We start from the raw sequence: 13,527 nt of genomic DNA on the forward strand, positions 1-13,527 counted from the left end.
CGGCGAAGATACTGGGGGCATAAGCCTTTGGGAAAATAGCGCGACGCCAGAATTTATGTGAGGGCCTTGTCTTTCTCTACGAATATCGTAGGGAGGGGCGAGGCCTTTTGCGTTTGTGAGCCAGCAGAGCCGCGCTTTTACTTGTCTGCTGCTGTGGTCGGTACGCTGCTGCTTTGGGCGGTCTTTGCCTCGCTCTAGCAGATCCTCCCTTGATTCCTTCCCTCTCATTGATAGACATGTGGGATTCCTCCGGGTAAAGTATGCCTACGACACTTGCTTCGAGGTTTTTTCACCTGCCTTTAATCTCCCGGAGGTAACAAAGACCCTGTCGTGGTATCTAAAGAAGCAGTATCTGTTTCAGGGGGTTTGGACACATCGTAATGAGGAATTGTTTTGTAATGTCGCTTCGGGTGGCTCTTGTGCCACTGCTGGCTATCTTGCCCATTGTTGCTGCACAGGCTCAGGAAGCTGCTCTCGAAGCCAATCCACAGTCCTCCGGCGCAGGGCCGATGACGCTCTCTGCCGCCATCACAACGGCACTCAATCGCCAGCCCCAGCTTGTTGCTGCTGCAGCAAGCAAAGAATCTGCCGCCCAGCGCCTCAAGCAGACCAAGGCAAGCTACCTACCCACTGTCACGCCGTCGTATAACTTTCAGAACCAGTACACCTTTGGAAAGGTGCAGGTGTTCCAGGGGAACGGGGTCGTGACCGAGCTGCCTTCTGGCAAGACTGTCACCACGCGCCAGGAGCAGATCTCGCTGAGCTACCGTGTCTTTGACTCTGGGCGGCGCGATCTCAACGCAAAACAGGCAAAGCAGAGCCTCACTGCCTCCGAGCTTGGGGAGCAGAATACCCGCCAGAGCGTCATTGGCAATGTCGCCGATGCCTACTTTAATGCCCTGCGGACCGATGCGCTTGTCCGGGTCTCCCAGGCACAGGTGGATCGTGCCAAGACCACCCTGGATCAGATCAGGTTTCAGGCGAGCGATGCCGTTGGGACAACCCCGAAAAAGGATGTCTTTCAGGCCGAGGCGGACTACCTCAACGCCACCGTGAACCTACTTCAGGCGCAGAACAATGCGGAGATTGCTCACACCCAGCTCCGCAATGCGATGGGGATCAGCGGGACCGGGAAGCTCGCCTTGGCAGAGGTGCCGCCCCCGACACTGGCCACCCCGATGACCGCGACCGTGCCTGGGGTAACTCTAGACACGCCGAGCCCACAGGCAATCCCCAAGCTGATCACCGAGGCTCAGGCAAATCGTCCTGATATTCAACAGAGTGAGGTCAATGCAGCAGCCGGGGAGACCACGGTGAAGCTAGCGCAGCTAAACACGCGCCCCAACCTCAATGTCGATCTCTCCGCGGGCTACCAGCTCGATGCGGCCAACGATCCGACGCGCCAGATTGGAAACAACCGGGCGGTGGTTGCCAACCTGACCTACCCGCTCTACGATGGTGGGGCGTCCCGGGCCAATGTCCACGCCTCGGAGGCCAGCCAGCGCTCGACAGTTGCCCAGCTTGAGAACCAGAAGCAGACGGTTGCACTGGAGGTGGAGCAGTCCTGGCGGAACCTGGGGCAAGCGCGGGTCAGTATCGCAGCCACCGAGTCTGCGCTGGCGGCAGCACGCAAGAACTACGAGGCGGCGTCCGAGGCCCTAAAGCTGGGCGCCGGGAGCACGGTTGAGGTTATCACGGCCCAGACCGCGCTCGTGCAGGCTGAGATCAACAATGTCCAGGCACTCTATAACTTCTATACTGCCGATGCGCGCCTGACCCGCTCCCTCGGGCAGGCCGATCGTATCGGTCGTGCTGCGACAAAGTAGCCTCGTGGAAAGAAAAAATGCAGCCTTGACTGGGCTCTGGGATCGGCTCTTTGGGATCGATCTACGGAGCCTGGCCTTGCTACGCATTGCGATGGGAGTCTTTCTGGTCTGGGACTTGCTGGACCGGGCGCGGTTCCTACGCCAGCACTACACCGACCAGGGAGTCTTTCCCACCAATGCCTGTATCGAGATGTGGAGCTCGGGCGAGATCTGGGAGCGGCTCTGGGCGTTTGCGTCTTTTCACATGATCTCGGGGGAGCTGGGCTGGCAGGTCTTTCTCTTTCTGTTTACCGCGGCGTGCGCTGTCTGCCTCGCCGTGGGCTACCGCTCCCGTCTCTTTGCCTTTCTTTGCTGGCTGCTGACGGTCTCTCTCCAGAACCGCAATCCACATGTCCTCCACGGCGGCGATCAGATGATCCGCCATACGCTCTTCTGGATGATGTTCCTGCCGCTGGGGGCGCGCTTCTCCGTGGACGGTCTCTGTGCGCTCTGTAAGGCCTACCAGCAGCCTGTGCCTGCCCGGACCCTCTCGCTCGCCTCGGCGGGGATTCTGATCCAGACCGCCCTGCTCTATTGGTTCACGTCGGCGCTCAAGTACGCCCCCGAGTGGCGTGGCGAAGGCACCGCGATCTACTATGCCTTCTCCATCGAGCACTACCAGACCGCCCTGGGACGCCTGATGCTGGGCATGCCGCTGATTGTCTTGAAGCTCATGACCTGGGCGGCGATTGGCCTGGAGATGCTCGGGGGGATTGTCGCCTTCTGCCCTGTCGCGACCGAGCGGGTTCGGATAGGGTGCGTGGCGGTGTTCTGGACCTTCCACCTGGTCCTGATCGGCGGCCTCATGGATGTTGGCCCGATCAGTGAGGCGAGCTGCATGCTCTGGATCCCGTTCCTGCCCGCCCTTTTCTGGGACAAGCTCGCGGCGCTCTGGCAGCGCCTGCCTGCCCGTGGCCTGAAGCAGCGTCTTGAGGGAGCCTACCACGCGCTTGTGGGGTGGCGCAATCGCCTGATTGTCCGCCGTGTGCAGCGCCAAGCGCCGCTCCCCGAGCTGAGGCCGACCAAGGTAACCCAGGTCTTTGCGGGCCTCGCGATTGTCTTTGCCGTGCTCTGGAACCTGCGTGGTGTCGATGCGAAGCGCTACGGCAGTCTCACCGACAACATGACCTGGGTCGCAAAGCTGGTGCGCCTGGACCAACAGTGGGGAATGTTTGCGCCCTTTCCCTTCAAGGACGACGGCTGGTTTATCCTGGCGGTGGAGCGTGAGGATGGCTCACAGGTGGACCTGCTCCAAGACGGTAAGCCTGTCAGCTGGGCAAAGCCCGCCTCGGTGCTGAAGATGTACACCAGCGAGCGCGACCGCAAGTACCTGATGAACCTCTACATGGCAAACTACTCCGCGCAGCGCCCCTACTTTGTGCACTCAAAGCTGCTGGAGTGGTTCCAGGTCCATCCCAAGCCGAGCAAGGGGGAGCAGGTCAAGCGTGTCAGCCTCTACTACATGCTCCACCGCACCCCGCCACCGGGAAGCCCTCCCGTGGAGCCGAAAAAAGTGCTGCTCTTTAGCGAAACCTATACGAAAGTGTAAAAAACATGCCCGTTGTTATCGAGACGCGAGATCTCATCAAGAACTATAAGACCGGCCTGATCGAGGTCAAGGTGCTCCTTGGCATCACGCTCCAGATCAACGAGGGGGAGTTTGTTGCTATCATGGGGCCTTCGGGTTCGGGCAAGTCCACCTACATGAATATCCTGGGGTGCTTGGACCGGCCCACGGGAGGCGAGTACCTGCTGGATGGCGAGGATGTCTCCCGCCTCTCGGACAACCGCCTGGCCGATATCCGCAACCAGAAGTTTGGCTTTGTCTTCCAGAGCTTCAACCTGCTGCCCCGCACGACAGCCCAGCGTCAGGTGGAGCTGCCGATGCTCTACGCGGGCAAGCCCAACAAAGAGAAGCGGGCAAAGTGGGCACTGGAGCGGGTCGGGCTGGGGGACCGCACCCACCACAAGCCCAACGAGCTCTCGGGCGGCCAGCAGCAGCGTGTCGCCATCGCCCGCTCGCTGGTCAACGACCCCCGCGTGATCATGGCTGACGAGCCCACGGGCGCGCTGGACACCCGCACGAGCTTTGAGATCATGGGAATCTTCCAGGAGCTCAACCGTGAGGGCAAGACGATTGTCATGGTGACTCACGAGAACGATATCGCCCAGCACGCCACGCGTATCATTCGCTTCCGTGACGGCCTGATCCACGAGGATACCCAGGTCGCCAACCCCAAAGACGCCCGCGTCGAGCTGGAGCACTTCCTGGAAGAGCAAGCCCGTAACGATGCCGCCGCGGGAATCAAGCGCTAGGTTTTTGCGCCTTTGATCGCCCTTTTGACCGCCCCGATGAACCGGGGCGTCTTGCTGTCGTCGCAGGCTCCGACACGAAGGCCTCCGGCCATACCGCGCGTTCACGCGGATCGGGATGGGCGCAGCCCTTTGTATCCGAGGCACGAGGATAGCAAGACGCCCCCGTTTATGGGGGCGATCAAAAGGGCGAGCTAGAACAACGTCCTCGGGGGCTCTTTTTTGGCCTCGACCACTTTCTTTCGGGCGGCTTCGATATCGGCGATCAGGAGCTCGCGGGCGTGGTCGTAGGCGGCGCCTTCTTGCCGCAGAATGTAGGCGGGGTGCAGGCCGGCGATGGCGTAGCGGGCGTAGCAGCTCTCGAAGAACTTTCCGCGCTCACTGGTGATCTTAAAGCCCTTGTGGATGATCGTGTTGGCCGAGGGCGCTCCCAGGCAGAGAATCACCAGCGGCTCGATCGTCCCCAGAATCGGCTCCAGCCAGCTACTCACGCAGGCGCTGGCTTCGTCGGCGGTGGGCGGGCGGTTTTGTAGGCGACCCGTCTCCCCCACGAGAGTCGGGCGGCAGCGGACGACATTGGTGATAAAGATATGCTTGCGCGTGATCCCACACGCATAGAGGCACTCGTCGAGGAGCTGCCCCGCGCGGCCCACAAACGGGCGGCCGGTCTTGTCTTCCGTCTCGCCGGGGCCCTCACCGACAATCACCAGGGGGCTGTTGGGGTTGCCCTCGCCAAAGACCACATTCGTGCGTGTCTCACAGAGTCCGCAGCCCTGGCAGCCCAGTGCCTCCTCGCGTAGGGCCGCAATCCGCGATTCTTTTTCCGTCATAGCGGCTTGATTGTACCTACTTGTATGCAAAGGCGGAAAGCAGGCCGGAGTCGAACCCACACCTCTTTAATGCCATTAAAGCGCTCTTCCATTGAGCTACTGCTCTCCACGCATGATTTTACCTGGGGTATAACAAACGATGCAGCACCTGGATAAAGTTTTGAATGGCTACCTCGACGATCCCCAGGCGACGGCGGACCAGCTCTGGTATGCGTATCAGCACTATCACTACCTGCCCGTCCAACAGTACCAAGTCATTCAAGAGAGACTGGCACGCAATCCAAGCTGTCCCTCTCGCCTCCTCGCTCAGCTCGTCCCTCAGGTGTGCCCTGCTGCCCTGCAGAATCCGGCTTGGGAGGTGTATCGAAAAGACGAGGACTTTCTGCGAAGCTTACCCAGCAACTTTATCCTGCGGCTCCTGAGTGATGAGAGTGCACCACAGCTCCTGATGGAAGCGCTGACGCTGCATCCTAGTACCCGGATTGTCAGTGCGGCGCGGCGGCACGTGAGCATCGTAGGTGAAGTGACCGAGGGCTGGGAACGTGCAGTGCGCGATGACTGGGTAACTCAGCTTCGGCGTGATAGCGCACTCGTCTGGCTCCAGCGTGCAGGAGGACTGGCTGAGGGAATCAATGCGGCCTTTCCCTACCCGATCACTCCTCTGCCACTACTACCTGAGCCGCAACGCCTCCCTATCCTTCTGGAGATTGCAAAACAGAGTGGGCCGCGGCTTGCTCCCATCCTCGCGATCTCCCAGCTTGTCCATGCCCCCACAGAGCTACGCGGCTACTACAACCACCCTCATTGGGAGCGGCGGTTTGCGGTGGCGCTGAATCCACAGGCACCGCGCGATGTCCGTGTTTTGCTTACCCACGACGGCCACCAGTGGGTACGGGCTGCCGCACGGGTGGCCGATTTTAAGAGCTTCCTCAAAGCGATGGGATAACGTCGGCGAGGGCGGCTTCGAGGGTGGGCCAACGGAAGCTGTAGCCGAGGGCGAGGGCGCGCTGGGGGATTACCCGCTGGCTGGCGACCAGGTAGTCGGCGAACTCGCCTACGAGAGCCTTGAGGGCGAAGAGCGGCACGGGGAAGCGGGCGGGTTTTCCTAGGAGCTCCCCCAGCGCATCGGCGAGCACCTGGCCGGTGACCGGGTTGGGGGCGACGGCATTGAGCGGGCCGGAGACAGTCGGGTTCTCCAGCGCGAGCGTAAACAGCCCCAGGACATCGTCGCGGTGGACCCACGGAACCCACTGGCGCCCGTTGCCCAGCGGCCCGCCGAGCCCGAGCTTCCAGGGAGAGAAGGGCACCTGCGGGGGATTGAGCATGCTCTCGATCACCCCACCGCCGCGCGCAAAGACCTGCCCGATCCGCAGAAAGGCCACGCGCCCGCCGCTGCTCACCGCCTCCTGGGTCGCCTCTTCCCAGCGGGAGCAGACATGGGTGAAGTAGTCCGGCACGGGAGCCGTCTCCTCCGTGATCTCGTCATCGCCGTGGTCGCCGTAGAACCCGACCGCCGACGCATTGAGCAGGACCTTGGGGCGCGCCGATGCCAGCTTGCGGGTGGGCTCCACCCGGCTGCTTAAAATCTCATCGCGGACCTCGTCGTTCCAGCGCTTGGCCGCCACCGAGACCCCACAGAGATTGATCACCGCATCGGCCTGCGCCACGGCGGTGCGCCAGCCGAGGGTATCGTCCCAGTGGAGCTGGCCGGGCTTGGCCGTGCGGCTGAGGGACTGGACCGTGTGGCCCGAGGAAGTGAGGTGCGCACTCAGCGCCTGCCCGATAAAGCCTGAGGCTCCCGCGATCACGATCTTCATACCAGGAGAGTACCTGATTTGGCCTCAGCGCAGGCGCAGGTCGGTCTCGGGCGAGATTCCCAGGCGCTTGCGCAGCATCAGGTTCTCCTCTTGGGACGTGCGCAGGCGGTCCTCGGCGAGCTGGCGCAGGGCGGCATCGGCGCTGGAGTGGCTGGCGCGCTCGTTGGCGAGGGCCTCCAGCGCCTCTTTCCAGCGCTGCTCGCGCAGGCGCACCTCATTGAGCGAGCGGGTGGCCTCCCGCTCCGCGCGCACGGAGCGCACGGTCAGCACGCCAGTCGCAGCGAGGCCCGCGAGCCCCACCGACGCCGTGGGAAGCAGACCGCGGTAGAACGCCGCCCGCTGCCGCCGCCGCTCGCCATCGGGGATGCTCCGGTTGATCCAGGCCTCGTCGAAGACACGGGCGTAGATACGGTTGCGCACCCGGAGCTGGCTGCGCACGCTACGGACGATCCCCGAGAGCTTCAGGATGGCGCCCAGGGGGCTTCCCGGCTCTTCCTTGACCTCCCGGCGGCGGGCGCGACGGTAGAGCTCCAGCAGGGCCGTGACATCCTCCCCGCCCTCCAGCACGCGCCGCTGGACAAAGCTCAGGTTGGTCTCCTCTTCACGCGCCGACTCATGGAAAAACAGCCGCGCCACCGCCCGGTCCACGGAGTCATTGTCCCAGCGCCCGACCTCTGCGACCGCCTGGCAGAGCCGCTGGGTGAGGTAGGGGTGCCCATCGGTCCAGTAGAGAATCCGCTCGATCGCGTGCATCCCGCCGTCGCCGAAGCCCTCCGCGAGGGGGCGGGCCTCCAAAAGCGTGAAGTCGGTGGGGACGATCCGCTGGCCGATATTGAACGGGGTGACACGGGCATCGCGCACGAGGCTATCGGGGGTGGCCGAGCCCAGCAGGCAGAACGTCAAGCGCAAGAGCTCGGGGTCGTCGGCGCGGCGGTTGTAGCAGGCACGCACCCCGGCAAAGAACTCATCGGTGGGGAACGGTAGCGAGCGCACGGCGTCGATCTCGTCCACAAAGAGGGTCAGCGGGCGAGGGCTGGCCGGGAGCGCGACCTCACGGAGCGCCGCAAAGAACCGCTGTGCCGGCCCGAGCTGCGGGCGGGTCTCACTGAAGTCCTCCAGCGCGTCCTCGAGCCCAATCGCCGCACCGAGCTGGGCGAGCAGGCCGCTGTACCACTGCTCCGGGGAGACATTCTGCCCGACACCGGTCAGGTCGAGGATCGCCACCCGGACCTCCTCCCGGCGGAGCTGGGCGGCGGCGCGCACCATCAGGCTAGACTTGCCGACCTGACGTGTGTCCAGGACATAGCTAAACTCCCGCGAGAGCAGCGCCGCCAGCAGGGCATCGTCGGCCTGGCGGCGCACGTAGCACCGGGCATCGGGCGCGAGGTTGCCTCCCGCGACAAAGAAACCGTTCATTGGGGGAGCACCTCGCGGGAGCGCCGCCAGAGAGTCGCCTCGCTCTTGAGGTTCTGCGCCCGCGCAAACGCCTCTAGCTCGCTGAACCAGGCCGTGGGGCGGAGCCCCGTGGCATGCCAGAGCTTGGCGGCGCACTCGGGGCAGAAGGCGAGGGGGGCGTGATCGGTCTCCATGATGCTGTTGCAGCCGTTCATCCCACACCGTGCGATAAGGCAGTGCTCCATTCCGTACATGTGGCCCGTCTCGTGTGTCGCGAGCTTGAAGAAGCGTAGCCGGGTGCGTGCGAGGTCGCCGTTGGGATCGATCAGCCGCGCCAGCGACCAGACCCCCACTCGATTGACCAGCGAGGCCTGCCCAAAGACAAAGTTCCAGCCCTCGCCTGGGGTGAGGTCCGCCGTGGTGACCCCCAGCACCGCGATGGCATCAGCAGGGCGCTGGGGAAGCAAAACCTGGTTGAGGAGCACCCCGGTCAGGAGCTGAGCGCCGCGGCGGGCGCTCGCCGGGAGGCTCTCCAGCGCGATGGGCGGCAGGGTCTTGACGGGCGAGCCAAACCAGTGCTCCAAGAGAGTCGCCGTATCGGTCAGGAGCTGCTGCTGGTCTTTCCCAAACCGGCCGATGGGCTGGATATAAAACGAGTGCGCCTTGCGGTCCGTGAGGGGCGTGCGCTGTGCTCGAAAGGCCTCCAGGGTCTGTGGCACCTCCTCAGGGTGGCGGAAGCTCCAGTCGGTCTCCTCAAAGCGGGGGTAGAGAGGAGCAAGGCGGCGCACGGTGGCATCGGGGTGCTGGGTGAGCGCACGCGCGGGCCGGTGGTGCTGGCTCCGGAGCAGGAAAAACACGCCTCCCGCCAGCGCCAGACCAAGCAGAAACAGTTGAAAGGTGCGCACCATAGTATAATCTTCGGCATGGATATCATTACCACCTTTGCGGGCACCGGCAAGCCCGAGCACAGCGGCGACGGCGGCGCGGCCAAGGACGCGGGAATCCAGGACCCGTTTACGCTGGCGTTCGATAAAAAAGGCAACCTCTATGTGGCCGAGGCGGGCGTCAATGCGCTCCGCAAGATCGAGGCGAAGACCCAAAAAATCACCACGCTCTACGACCAGCGCAAGGAATCGGGCGCGATTCAGACCGCCGAGGATCTGGTGGCCGTGGCGGTACAAGGCCAGCTTCTCTGGACGGCCCACCGGGTTAGCCACAAGATCCGCCACGACTCCCAGCCCCACGACTTTGTGTTCCAAGAGCCCCACGATGTGGCGGTCTCGGGCGATGGCCGCTGGCTCTATATCGCCGATGTGAAGGCCTGCCTGATCTACCGGCTTGGTGTGGGGATGGGAATCGGCAATCCTCAAGTCTTCGCAGGGACGGGCAAGCGGGCGCACACAGGCGACGGTGGCCCGGCGGCGCAGGCGGATATCTTTGGCGCTCGGGCGGTGTGCTGCTCTAGAGAGTTTGTCTATATCATCGAGCGAGAAGGCAACTGTGTCCGTCGCGTGGATGCACAGGGCATCATCACGACGATTGCGGGGACGGGCAAGAAAGGCTACACGGGCGATGGCGGCCCGGCGACCGAGGCGACCTTCAACGGCCCCAAGGGCGCGGCGTGCGACAAGGCAGGGAATCTCTTTATTGTCGATACGGAGAACCATGCGATCCGGCGCATCGACGCCAAGACGGGCGTGATCACCACGGTGACAGGAGGGCGGAAAGGCGCGGGCGGCGACGGTGGCCCGGCAACCGAAGCGGGGCTAGATCGCCCCCACGGCGTGACCGTTGGCCCAGACGGCGCACTCTATATCGGCGACACCCTCAATCACCGTATCCGCCGAGTTGCAAAGAGGTAAGAATCGCGATAGAATTACCGTCGCTATCTGGCGGGATAGCTCAGCTGGTTAGAGCGATGGATTCATAACCCATAGGTCAGGGGTTCAAGTCCCCTTCCCGCTATAGAGAAATCCCTATATGGATGCAGTATCCATATAGGGATTTTTTCTTTTAGTGCTTGCGGCGTCGGGCGGCGACAAGGCCGAGCAGGCCTAGCGCGCCGAGGGCAAGTGTCCCTGGCTCCGGGGCGGCGGTGGAGCCCGCGAAGCTATCGAAGTAGAGGGTCTTGGCGATCTGGATATTGGCCGCGGGGCCCACAAAGACACTATCAAAGGTGTTGGTGGTGGCGTTGATCTTCAGGACACTCCCATTGCCGCCGCTGGTGGGGTTGGCGGTGGCGTAGAGGTTGCCGTCGGGGCCAATGGCGAGGTCAAAGCCGCTGAGGTTGTTGAAGATCGCCCCGCCCGCGCCATCGGTCACCGTGGTGAGGTAGCTCCCGGCGGCGTTGTAGCGGTTGATGCGGAGCGGGCCGCCCGCAAAGAGGCTCCCGACCGTGAAGAAGTCGCCGTTGGGCAGGATCGCGATTCCCCCGGGGCGGCTGATGCCATTGAGGCTTGCCCCCGTGACCAGGGCGGTCGGGACACTGGCGCTGGTGAAGTTCAGCGGGAGGGTGTAGATTCCCTGGTTGGCGCTGTTGCTGAAAAAGCCCATGGAGAAGAGCAGGCGGTTGTTGGCCGAGTCCAGACGAACGGACCAGGGATCGTTGGCAATCCCCGAGATATCCACGGTGTCGAGGAGGCTTCCCGTGATCGAGTAGCGCCGAATGCTGGCGTTCTGAACCCCCTGCGTGTTGGTGGTAATCAGCTCGGTGCCTGCGGGATTGAGCTGAAGCCCGATCACGTTGTTGAGGCTGATCAGGGTCGTGCGTGGCGCGGCGAGGTTGGTGCGGTTGTACTTAAAGACCGCGCCATCGCCAAAGGCGGCGATATAGAGATCGTTGGCCGTGGTCTGAATGTGGTCGGGCTGGGTTAGCGAGGGGATTGTCGCATCGGGGAGACCGCCGGTAAACGCATTGAAGCGCAATACCGAGTTGCCAGAAAAGTCCCCGACATAGAGATTCTGTGCCTGAGCGCCGCTTGTGAGCGCCAGCACTCCGAGGACAGCCAGTCCCCTTTTAAACGAAAATTGCATCCTTAAAACTCCTTCTACAGAGCAGCAATTGTGCAAGAATCGTGCCACGAAGATCACCGGAATATTTTTCGCGGAGATTGAACTTTTCAGAATCGTCGTTAGTTATTAGGGCAACAACCGCCCGCTATGGTGCGGAATTTAAATGGAGTAAACTTCCAATGAAACGATCAACCCTTTTTCTGTCGGGTGCAGCCCTTGTCTCTGCGATTGCACTGCTGACAGGCTGTGCTTCTGGTACTCAGCTTTCTGCAACACGGACATTTGATATTACATTAACTGATTTAACTAATCCCGCTGAGAATAGTGGTCAACCTTTCTCTCCTCCCGTGTTTATTACGCATGATTCCAGCGTGAAGCTCTTTGATCTAGGTCAAACGGCATCCAATGGGATTCAGAATATCGCAGAGGCGGGGAACCGGGCACCGATGGTGAGCGCACTGCAGCCACTCGTGGGAAGTAGCATCCTGTCGCTGCAGACACCGCTCTCGTCTCCGCTACTTCCGGGCACTTCGGTAACCGTTCGTGTGACCGTGGACGCTGCCCATCCTTATCTCTCGCATGCTTGGATGCTGGGGCGCACCAACGATGGCTTTGGCGGGCAAAATAGCATCAATCTCTTCGACCAGGTGGGGGCCAAGACCTACGACGTGCTGGGAATGGATGCTGGCACGGAGCTCAATAGCGAGAAGCGTGGGTTTCTGGGAGCACTGGGCGGTGGCAATGCCCGCGACCCCGAGAACGGCGTGATCCGTGTCCACGAGGGCATCACGGGCCGTGCGGATGCGCCGCTCTCCTGGAACTGGAGCAATGGCTCGATCCCGGCCAGCCAGAACCCGGTGGCCCGCGTGACCATTACCCCGGTGGATGTCCCGATGGGCTAGCGACCGCATCGGTGGCCTCGGAGAGGAGGCGCCAGAGGGTCTCCTGCCACTCCAAATCCGCGTGCTCGGGCTTCATCTGCACCGAGCGCAGGCAGGAGACACGCGTCTCCCCTTCGAGGCCAAAGAACGCTCCCGGTAGCTCGGCGAGGGCGAGGTGCAGCCCGCGCCGAGCCGCCTCCTCAAACACCGCACGCGCTGACATGTCTCGCACGCCCCACACGACAATATCCAGCTCCGGCGCAAAGCCGACTAGAAAACGCGGATCGGCGGCGAGGCGCTCGTAGAGAGCAAGGGCCGCACTTCGGCACTGGGCGAGCATCCCGGCAAACTCCCCACCCGGCACGGGCGGCAGGAGGCGCTGGGTTGCCCAGAGTGCGACCGCGGCGGCTCCGGCGCGCGAGCACTCCAGGCTGATCTCCCCTAGATGAAGCTCGGTGGAGCTGAAGTAGGTGTAGGGTGAGTCGTGCTTGTAGAAGCGCCCGACACTGGGATCGGAGAACAGCACGCAGCCGCAGCCGTAGGGCTGGAGCCCATGCTTGTGCGGGTCGATCACCAGCGAGTCGACGTCCCCGATCCGCTCAAACGCCGCGCGCGCCTCAGGTCCCAGGTTCGCTGCCAGCCCGAAGTAGCCGCCGTAGGCCGCGTCGGTGTGGAGCCGGAAGCCGTACCTCTCGCGCAGCGCCAGGATCTGGGGCAGGGGATCGACCGAGCCGGTCGCGGTGGTTCCCAGGGTCGCCACGACACAGCCGATATCGCCGCGCTCCAGCCGCGCCTCCAGTGCCGCCATGTCCATGCGCCCAAAGCGATCCACGGGCACCGCCTCAAAGGGCAGGCCCAGCACCGCGCTGATCCGGGAGTGCGTGTAGTGCGCCTGCGACGATGCCAGCACGACTTTCCCCGGCGCGAGCCGCCCCGCCACCCAGAGCGCCTCTAAATTCGCCATCGTCCCGCCGCTGGTCAGGTGCCCCAGAAACGTTGTCCACCCAAACATCGCCGCCAGCTGCGCGACCGCCTCTTTCTCCATTTGGGAGCTCGCCCGCCCGCCGTCGAGCGCGTGGTTGTTCGGATTGACGTACAGCGCGAGCTGGTACGCCAGCCGCGCGACCGGGTGCGGCGGCTTGAGCATCTGCCCAGCATAAAGGGGATGAAAGTAGGGATAGTTGTCCTGAAGCCGAACCGCCACCTCCTGCAAGACCGCCGCGAGCGTCGCAGGATCGGCAGTCTCCGCGTGCGGCGGCAGGTCCGAGAAGCCCGCCCCGAGCGTGGCGAGGGCGTCTTTCAAGATATCGAGCGTGCTGTCGTTGGGCATCTTCCCCCCTAGCCCCCGCCCAGCGGGGGGACAAAGCAGAATCGGATTCCTTATCTTCCCCCCGCCCGGCGGGGGTTAGGGGGC

The 13,527-nt window shown here is 63.1% G+C and carries 12 protein-coding genes and 2 tRNA genes; 7 read left to right on the forward strand and 7 right to left on the reverse strand.

Going from position 1 to position 13,527, the window contains the following annotated elements:
* Window positions 1–398: 398 nt before the first annotated feature.
* The 3 genes from HNQ39_RS27120 to HNQ39_RS27130 are packed head-to-tail and all read left to right on the forward strand — an operon-like array spanning window position 399 to window position 4,181.
* A complete protein-coding gene (locus HNQ39_RS27120) occupies window positions 399–1,826 on the forward strand; it encodes a TolC family protein (protein ID WP_184203737.1) in 1,428 nt (475 codons plus the stop codon).
* 25 nt (window positions 1,827–1,851) lie between these two features.
* On the forward strand, window positions 1,852–3,414 hold the full coding sequence (locus HNQ39_RS27125) for a hypothetical protein (RefSeq protein ID WP_184203738.1): 1,563 nt from the start codon (window positions 1,852–1,854) through the stop codon (window positions 3,412–3,414).
* 5 nt (window positions 3,415–3,419) lie between these two features.
* Entirely contained in the window at window positions 3,420–4,181 is a 762-nt protein-coding gene (locus HNQ39_RS27130; RefSeq protein WP_184203739.1) for an ABC transporter ATP-binding protein, read from the forward strand.
* Window positions 4,182–4,372: 191 nt separating this feature from the next.
* On the opposite strand, the gene HNQ39_RS27135 is transcribed toward HNQ39_RS27130, so the two are convergent.
* Both HNQ39_RS27135 and HNQ39_RS27140 read right to left on the reverse strand, forming a co-directional pair.
* Entirely contained in the window at window positions 4,373–5,008 is a 636-nt protein-coding gene (locus HNQ39_RS27135) for a uracil-DNA glycosylase (RefSeq protein ID WP_184203740.1), read from the reverse strand.
* A 35-nt stretch (window positions 5,009–5,043) separates the two neighbouring features.
* Window positions 5,044–5,114: transfer RNA gene (locus HNQ39_RS27140), tRNA-Ala, on the reverse strand.
* A 33-nt stretch (window positions 5,115–5,147) separates the two neighbouring features.
* On the opposite strand from HNQ39_RS27140, the gene HNQ39_RS27145 reads away from it, so the two are divergent.
* Window positions 5,148–5,954: a hypothetical protein gene (locus HNQ39_RS27145; protein WP_184203741.1), complete on the forward strand. Its 807-nt coding sequence runs from the start codon at window positions 5,148–5,150 to the stop codon at window positions 5,952–5,954.
* Here HNQ39_RS27145 and HNQ39_RS27150 read toward each other — a convergent pair.
* From HNQ39_RS27150 to HNQ39_RS27160, 3 genes are read right to left on the reverse strand one after another with little or no spacing between them, the layout of a single operon-like run.
* Window positions 5,938–6,825: a TIGR01777 family oxidoreductase gene (locus HNQ39_RS27150; RefSeq protein WP_184203742.1), complete on the reverse strand. Its 888-nt coding sequence runs from the start codon at window positions 6,823–6,825 to the stop codon at window positions 5,938–5,940. The genes HNQ39_RS27145 and HNQ39_RS27150 overlap by 17 nt on opposite strands.
* A 24-nt stretch (window positions 6,826–6,849) precedes the next feature.
* Window positions 6,850–8,241 (reverse strand): AAA-like domain-containing protein, encoded by a 1,392-nt coding sequence (locus HNQ39_RS27155; protein ID WP_184203743.1) that lies wholly within the window; start codon window positions 8,239–8,241, stop codon window positions 6,850–6,852.
* The gene (locus HNQ39_RS27160; protein WP_184203744.1) at window positions 8,238–9,128 is read right to left on the reverse strand and encodes an archaemetzincin; all 891 of its coding nucleotides are present in this window, start codon (window positions 9,126–9,128) and stop codon (window positions 8,238–8,240) included. Before HNQ39_RS27160 ends, HNQ39_RS27155 begins: the two co-directional genes overlap by 4 nt.
* Before the next feature lie 15 nt (window positions 9,129–9,143).
* On the opposite strand from HNQ39_RS27160, the gene HNQ39_RS27165 reads away from it, so the two are divergent.
* Together HNQ39_RS27165 and HNQ39_RS27170 are read left to right on the forward strand one after the other, a co-directional pair.
* The gene (locus HNQ39_RS27165) at window positions 9,144–10,082 is read left to right on the forward strand and encodes an NHL domain-containing protein (RefSeq protein ID WP_184203745.1); all 939 of its coding nucleotides are present in this window, start codon (window positions 9,144–9,146) and stop codon (window positions 10,080–10,082) included.
* 29 nt (window positions 10,083–10,111) lie between these two features.
* Window positions 10,112–10,185, forward strand: a tRNA-Met gene (locus tag HNQ39_RS27170).
* Between the two features lie 48 nt (window positions 10,186–10,233).
* Here HNQ39_RS27170 and HNQ39_RS27175 read toward each other — a convergent pair.
* Window positions 10,234–11,253 carry a PEP-CTERM sorting domain-containing protein gene (locus tag HNQ39_RS27175; protein WP_184203746.1) on the reverse strand — a complete coding sequence of 340 codons (1,020 nt, stop codon included), beginning with the start codon at window positions 11,251–11,253 and terminating at the stop codon, window positions 10,234–10,236.
* Between the two features lie 158 nt (window positions 11,254–11,411).
* On the opposite strand from HNQ39_RS27175, the gene HNQ39_RS27180 reads away from it, so the two are divergent.
* Complete coding sequence (locus tag HNQ39_RS27180) at window positions 11,412–12,134, forward strand: spondin domain-containing protein (protein ID WP_184203747.1); 723 nt, start codon at window positions 11,412–11,414, stop codon at window positions 12,132–12,134.
* Here HNQ39_RS27180 and HNQ39_RS27185 read toward each other — a convergent pair.
* Window positions 12,106–13,443, reverse strand: a complete 1,338-nt coding sequence (locus tag HNQ39_RS27185) for a pyridoxal phosphate-dependent decarboxylase family protein (RefSeq protein WP_184203748.1) — start codon at window positions 13,441–13,443, stop codon at window positions 12,106–12,108. The genes HNQ39_RS27180 and HNQ39_RS27185 overlap by 29 nt on opposite strands.
* Window positions 13,444–13,527 lie beyond the last annotated feature (84 nt).

The sequence above is a fragment of the Armatimonas rosea genome (assembly GCF_014202505.1).
Taxonomy (GTDB): domain Bacteria; phylum Armatimonadota; class Armatimonadia; order Armatimonadales; family Armatimonadaceae; genus Armatimonas; species Armatimonas rosea.

Coding starts and splice junctions, on each gene's coding strand:
- HNQ39_RS27160 (WP_184203744.1), bottom strand. CDS start 9,128: ATGGTGCGCACCTTTCAACTGTTTCTGCTTGGTCTGGCGCTGGCGGGA.
- HNQ39_RS27130 (WP_184203739.1), top strand. CDS start 3,420: ATGCCCGTTGTTATCGAGACGCGAGATCTCATCAAGAACTATAAGACC.
- HNQ39_RS27180 (WP_184203747.1), top strand. CDS start 11,412: ATGAAACGATCAACCCTTTTTCTGTCGGGTGCAGCCCTTGTCTCTGCG.
- HNQ39_RS27150 (WP_184203742.1), bottom strand. CDS start 6,825: ATGAAGATCGTGATCGCGGGAGCCTCAGGCTTTATCGGGCAGGCGCTG.
- HNQ39_RS27135 (WP_184203740.1), bottom strand. CDS start 5,008: ATGACGGAAAAAGAATCGCGGATTGCGGCCCTACGCGAGGAGGCACTG.
- HNQ39_RS27120 (WP_184203737.1), top strand. CDS start 399: ATGTCGCTTCGGGTGGCTCTTGTGCCACTGCTGGCTATCTTGCCCATT.
- HNQ39_RS27175 (WP_184203746.1), bottom strand. CDS start 11,253: ATGCAATTTTCGTTTAAAAGGGGACTGGCTGTCCTCGGAGTGCTGGCG.
- HNQ39_RS27165 (WP_184203745.1), top strand. CDS start 9,144: ATGGATATCATTACCACCTTTGCGGGCACCGGCAAGCCCGAGCACAGC.
- HNQ39_RS27145 (WP_184203741.1), top strand. CDS start 5,148: ATGCAGCACCTGGATAAAGTTTTGAATGGCTACCTCGACGATCCCCAG.
- HNQ39_RS27155 (WP_184203743.1), bottom strand. CDS start 8,241: ATGAACGGTTTCTTTGTCGCGGGAGGCAACCTCGCGCCCGATGCCCGG.
- HNQ39_RS27185 (WP_184203748.1), bottom strand. CDS start 13,443: ATGCCCAACGACAGCACGCTCGATATCTTGAAAGACGCCCTCGCCACG.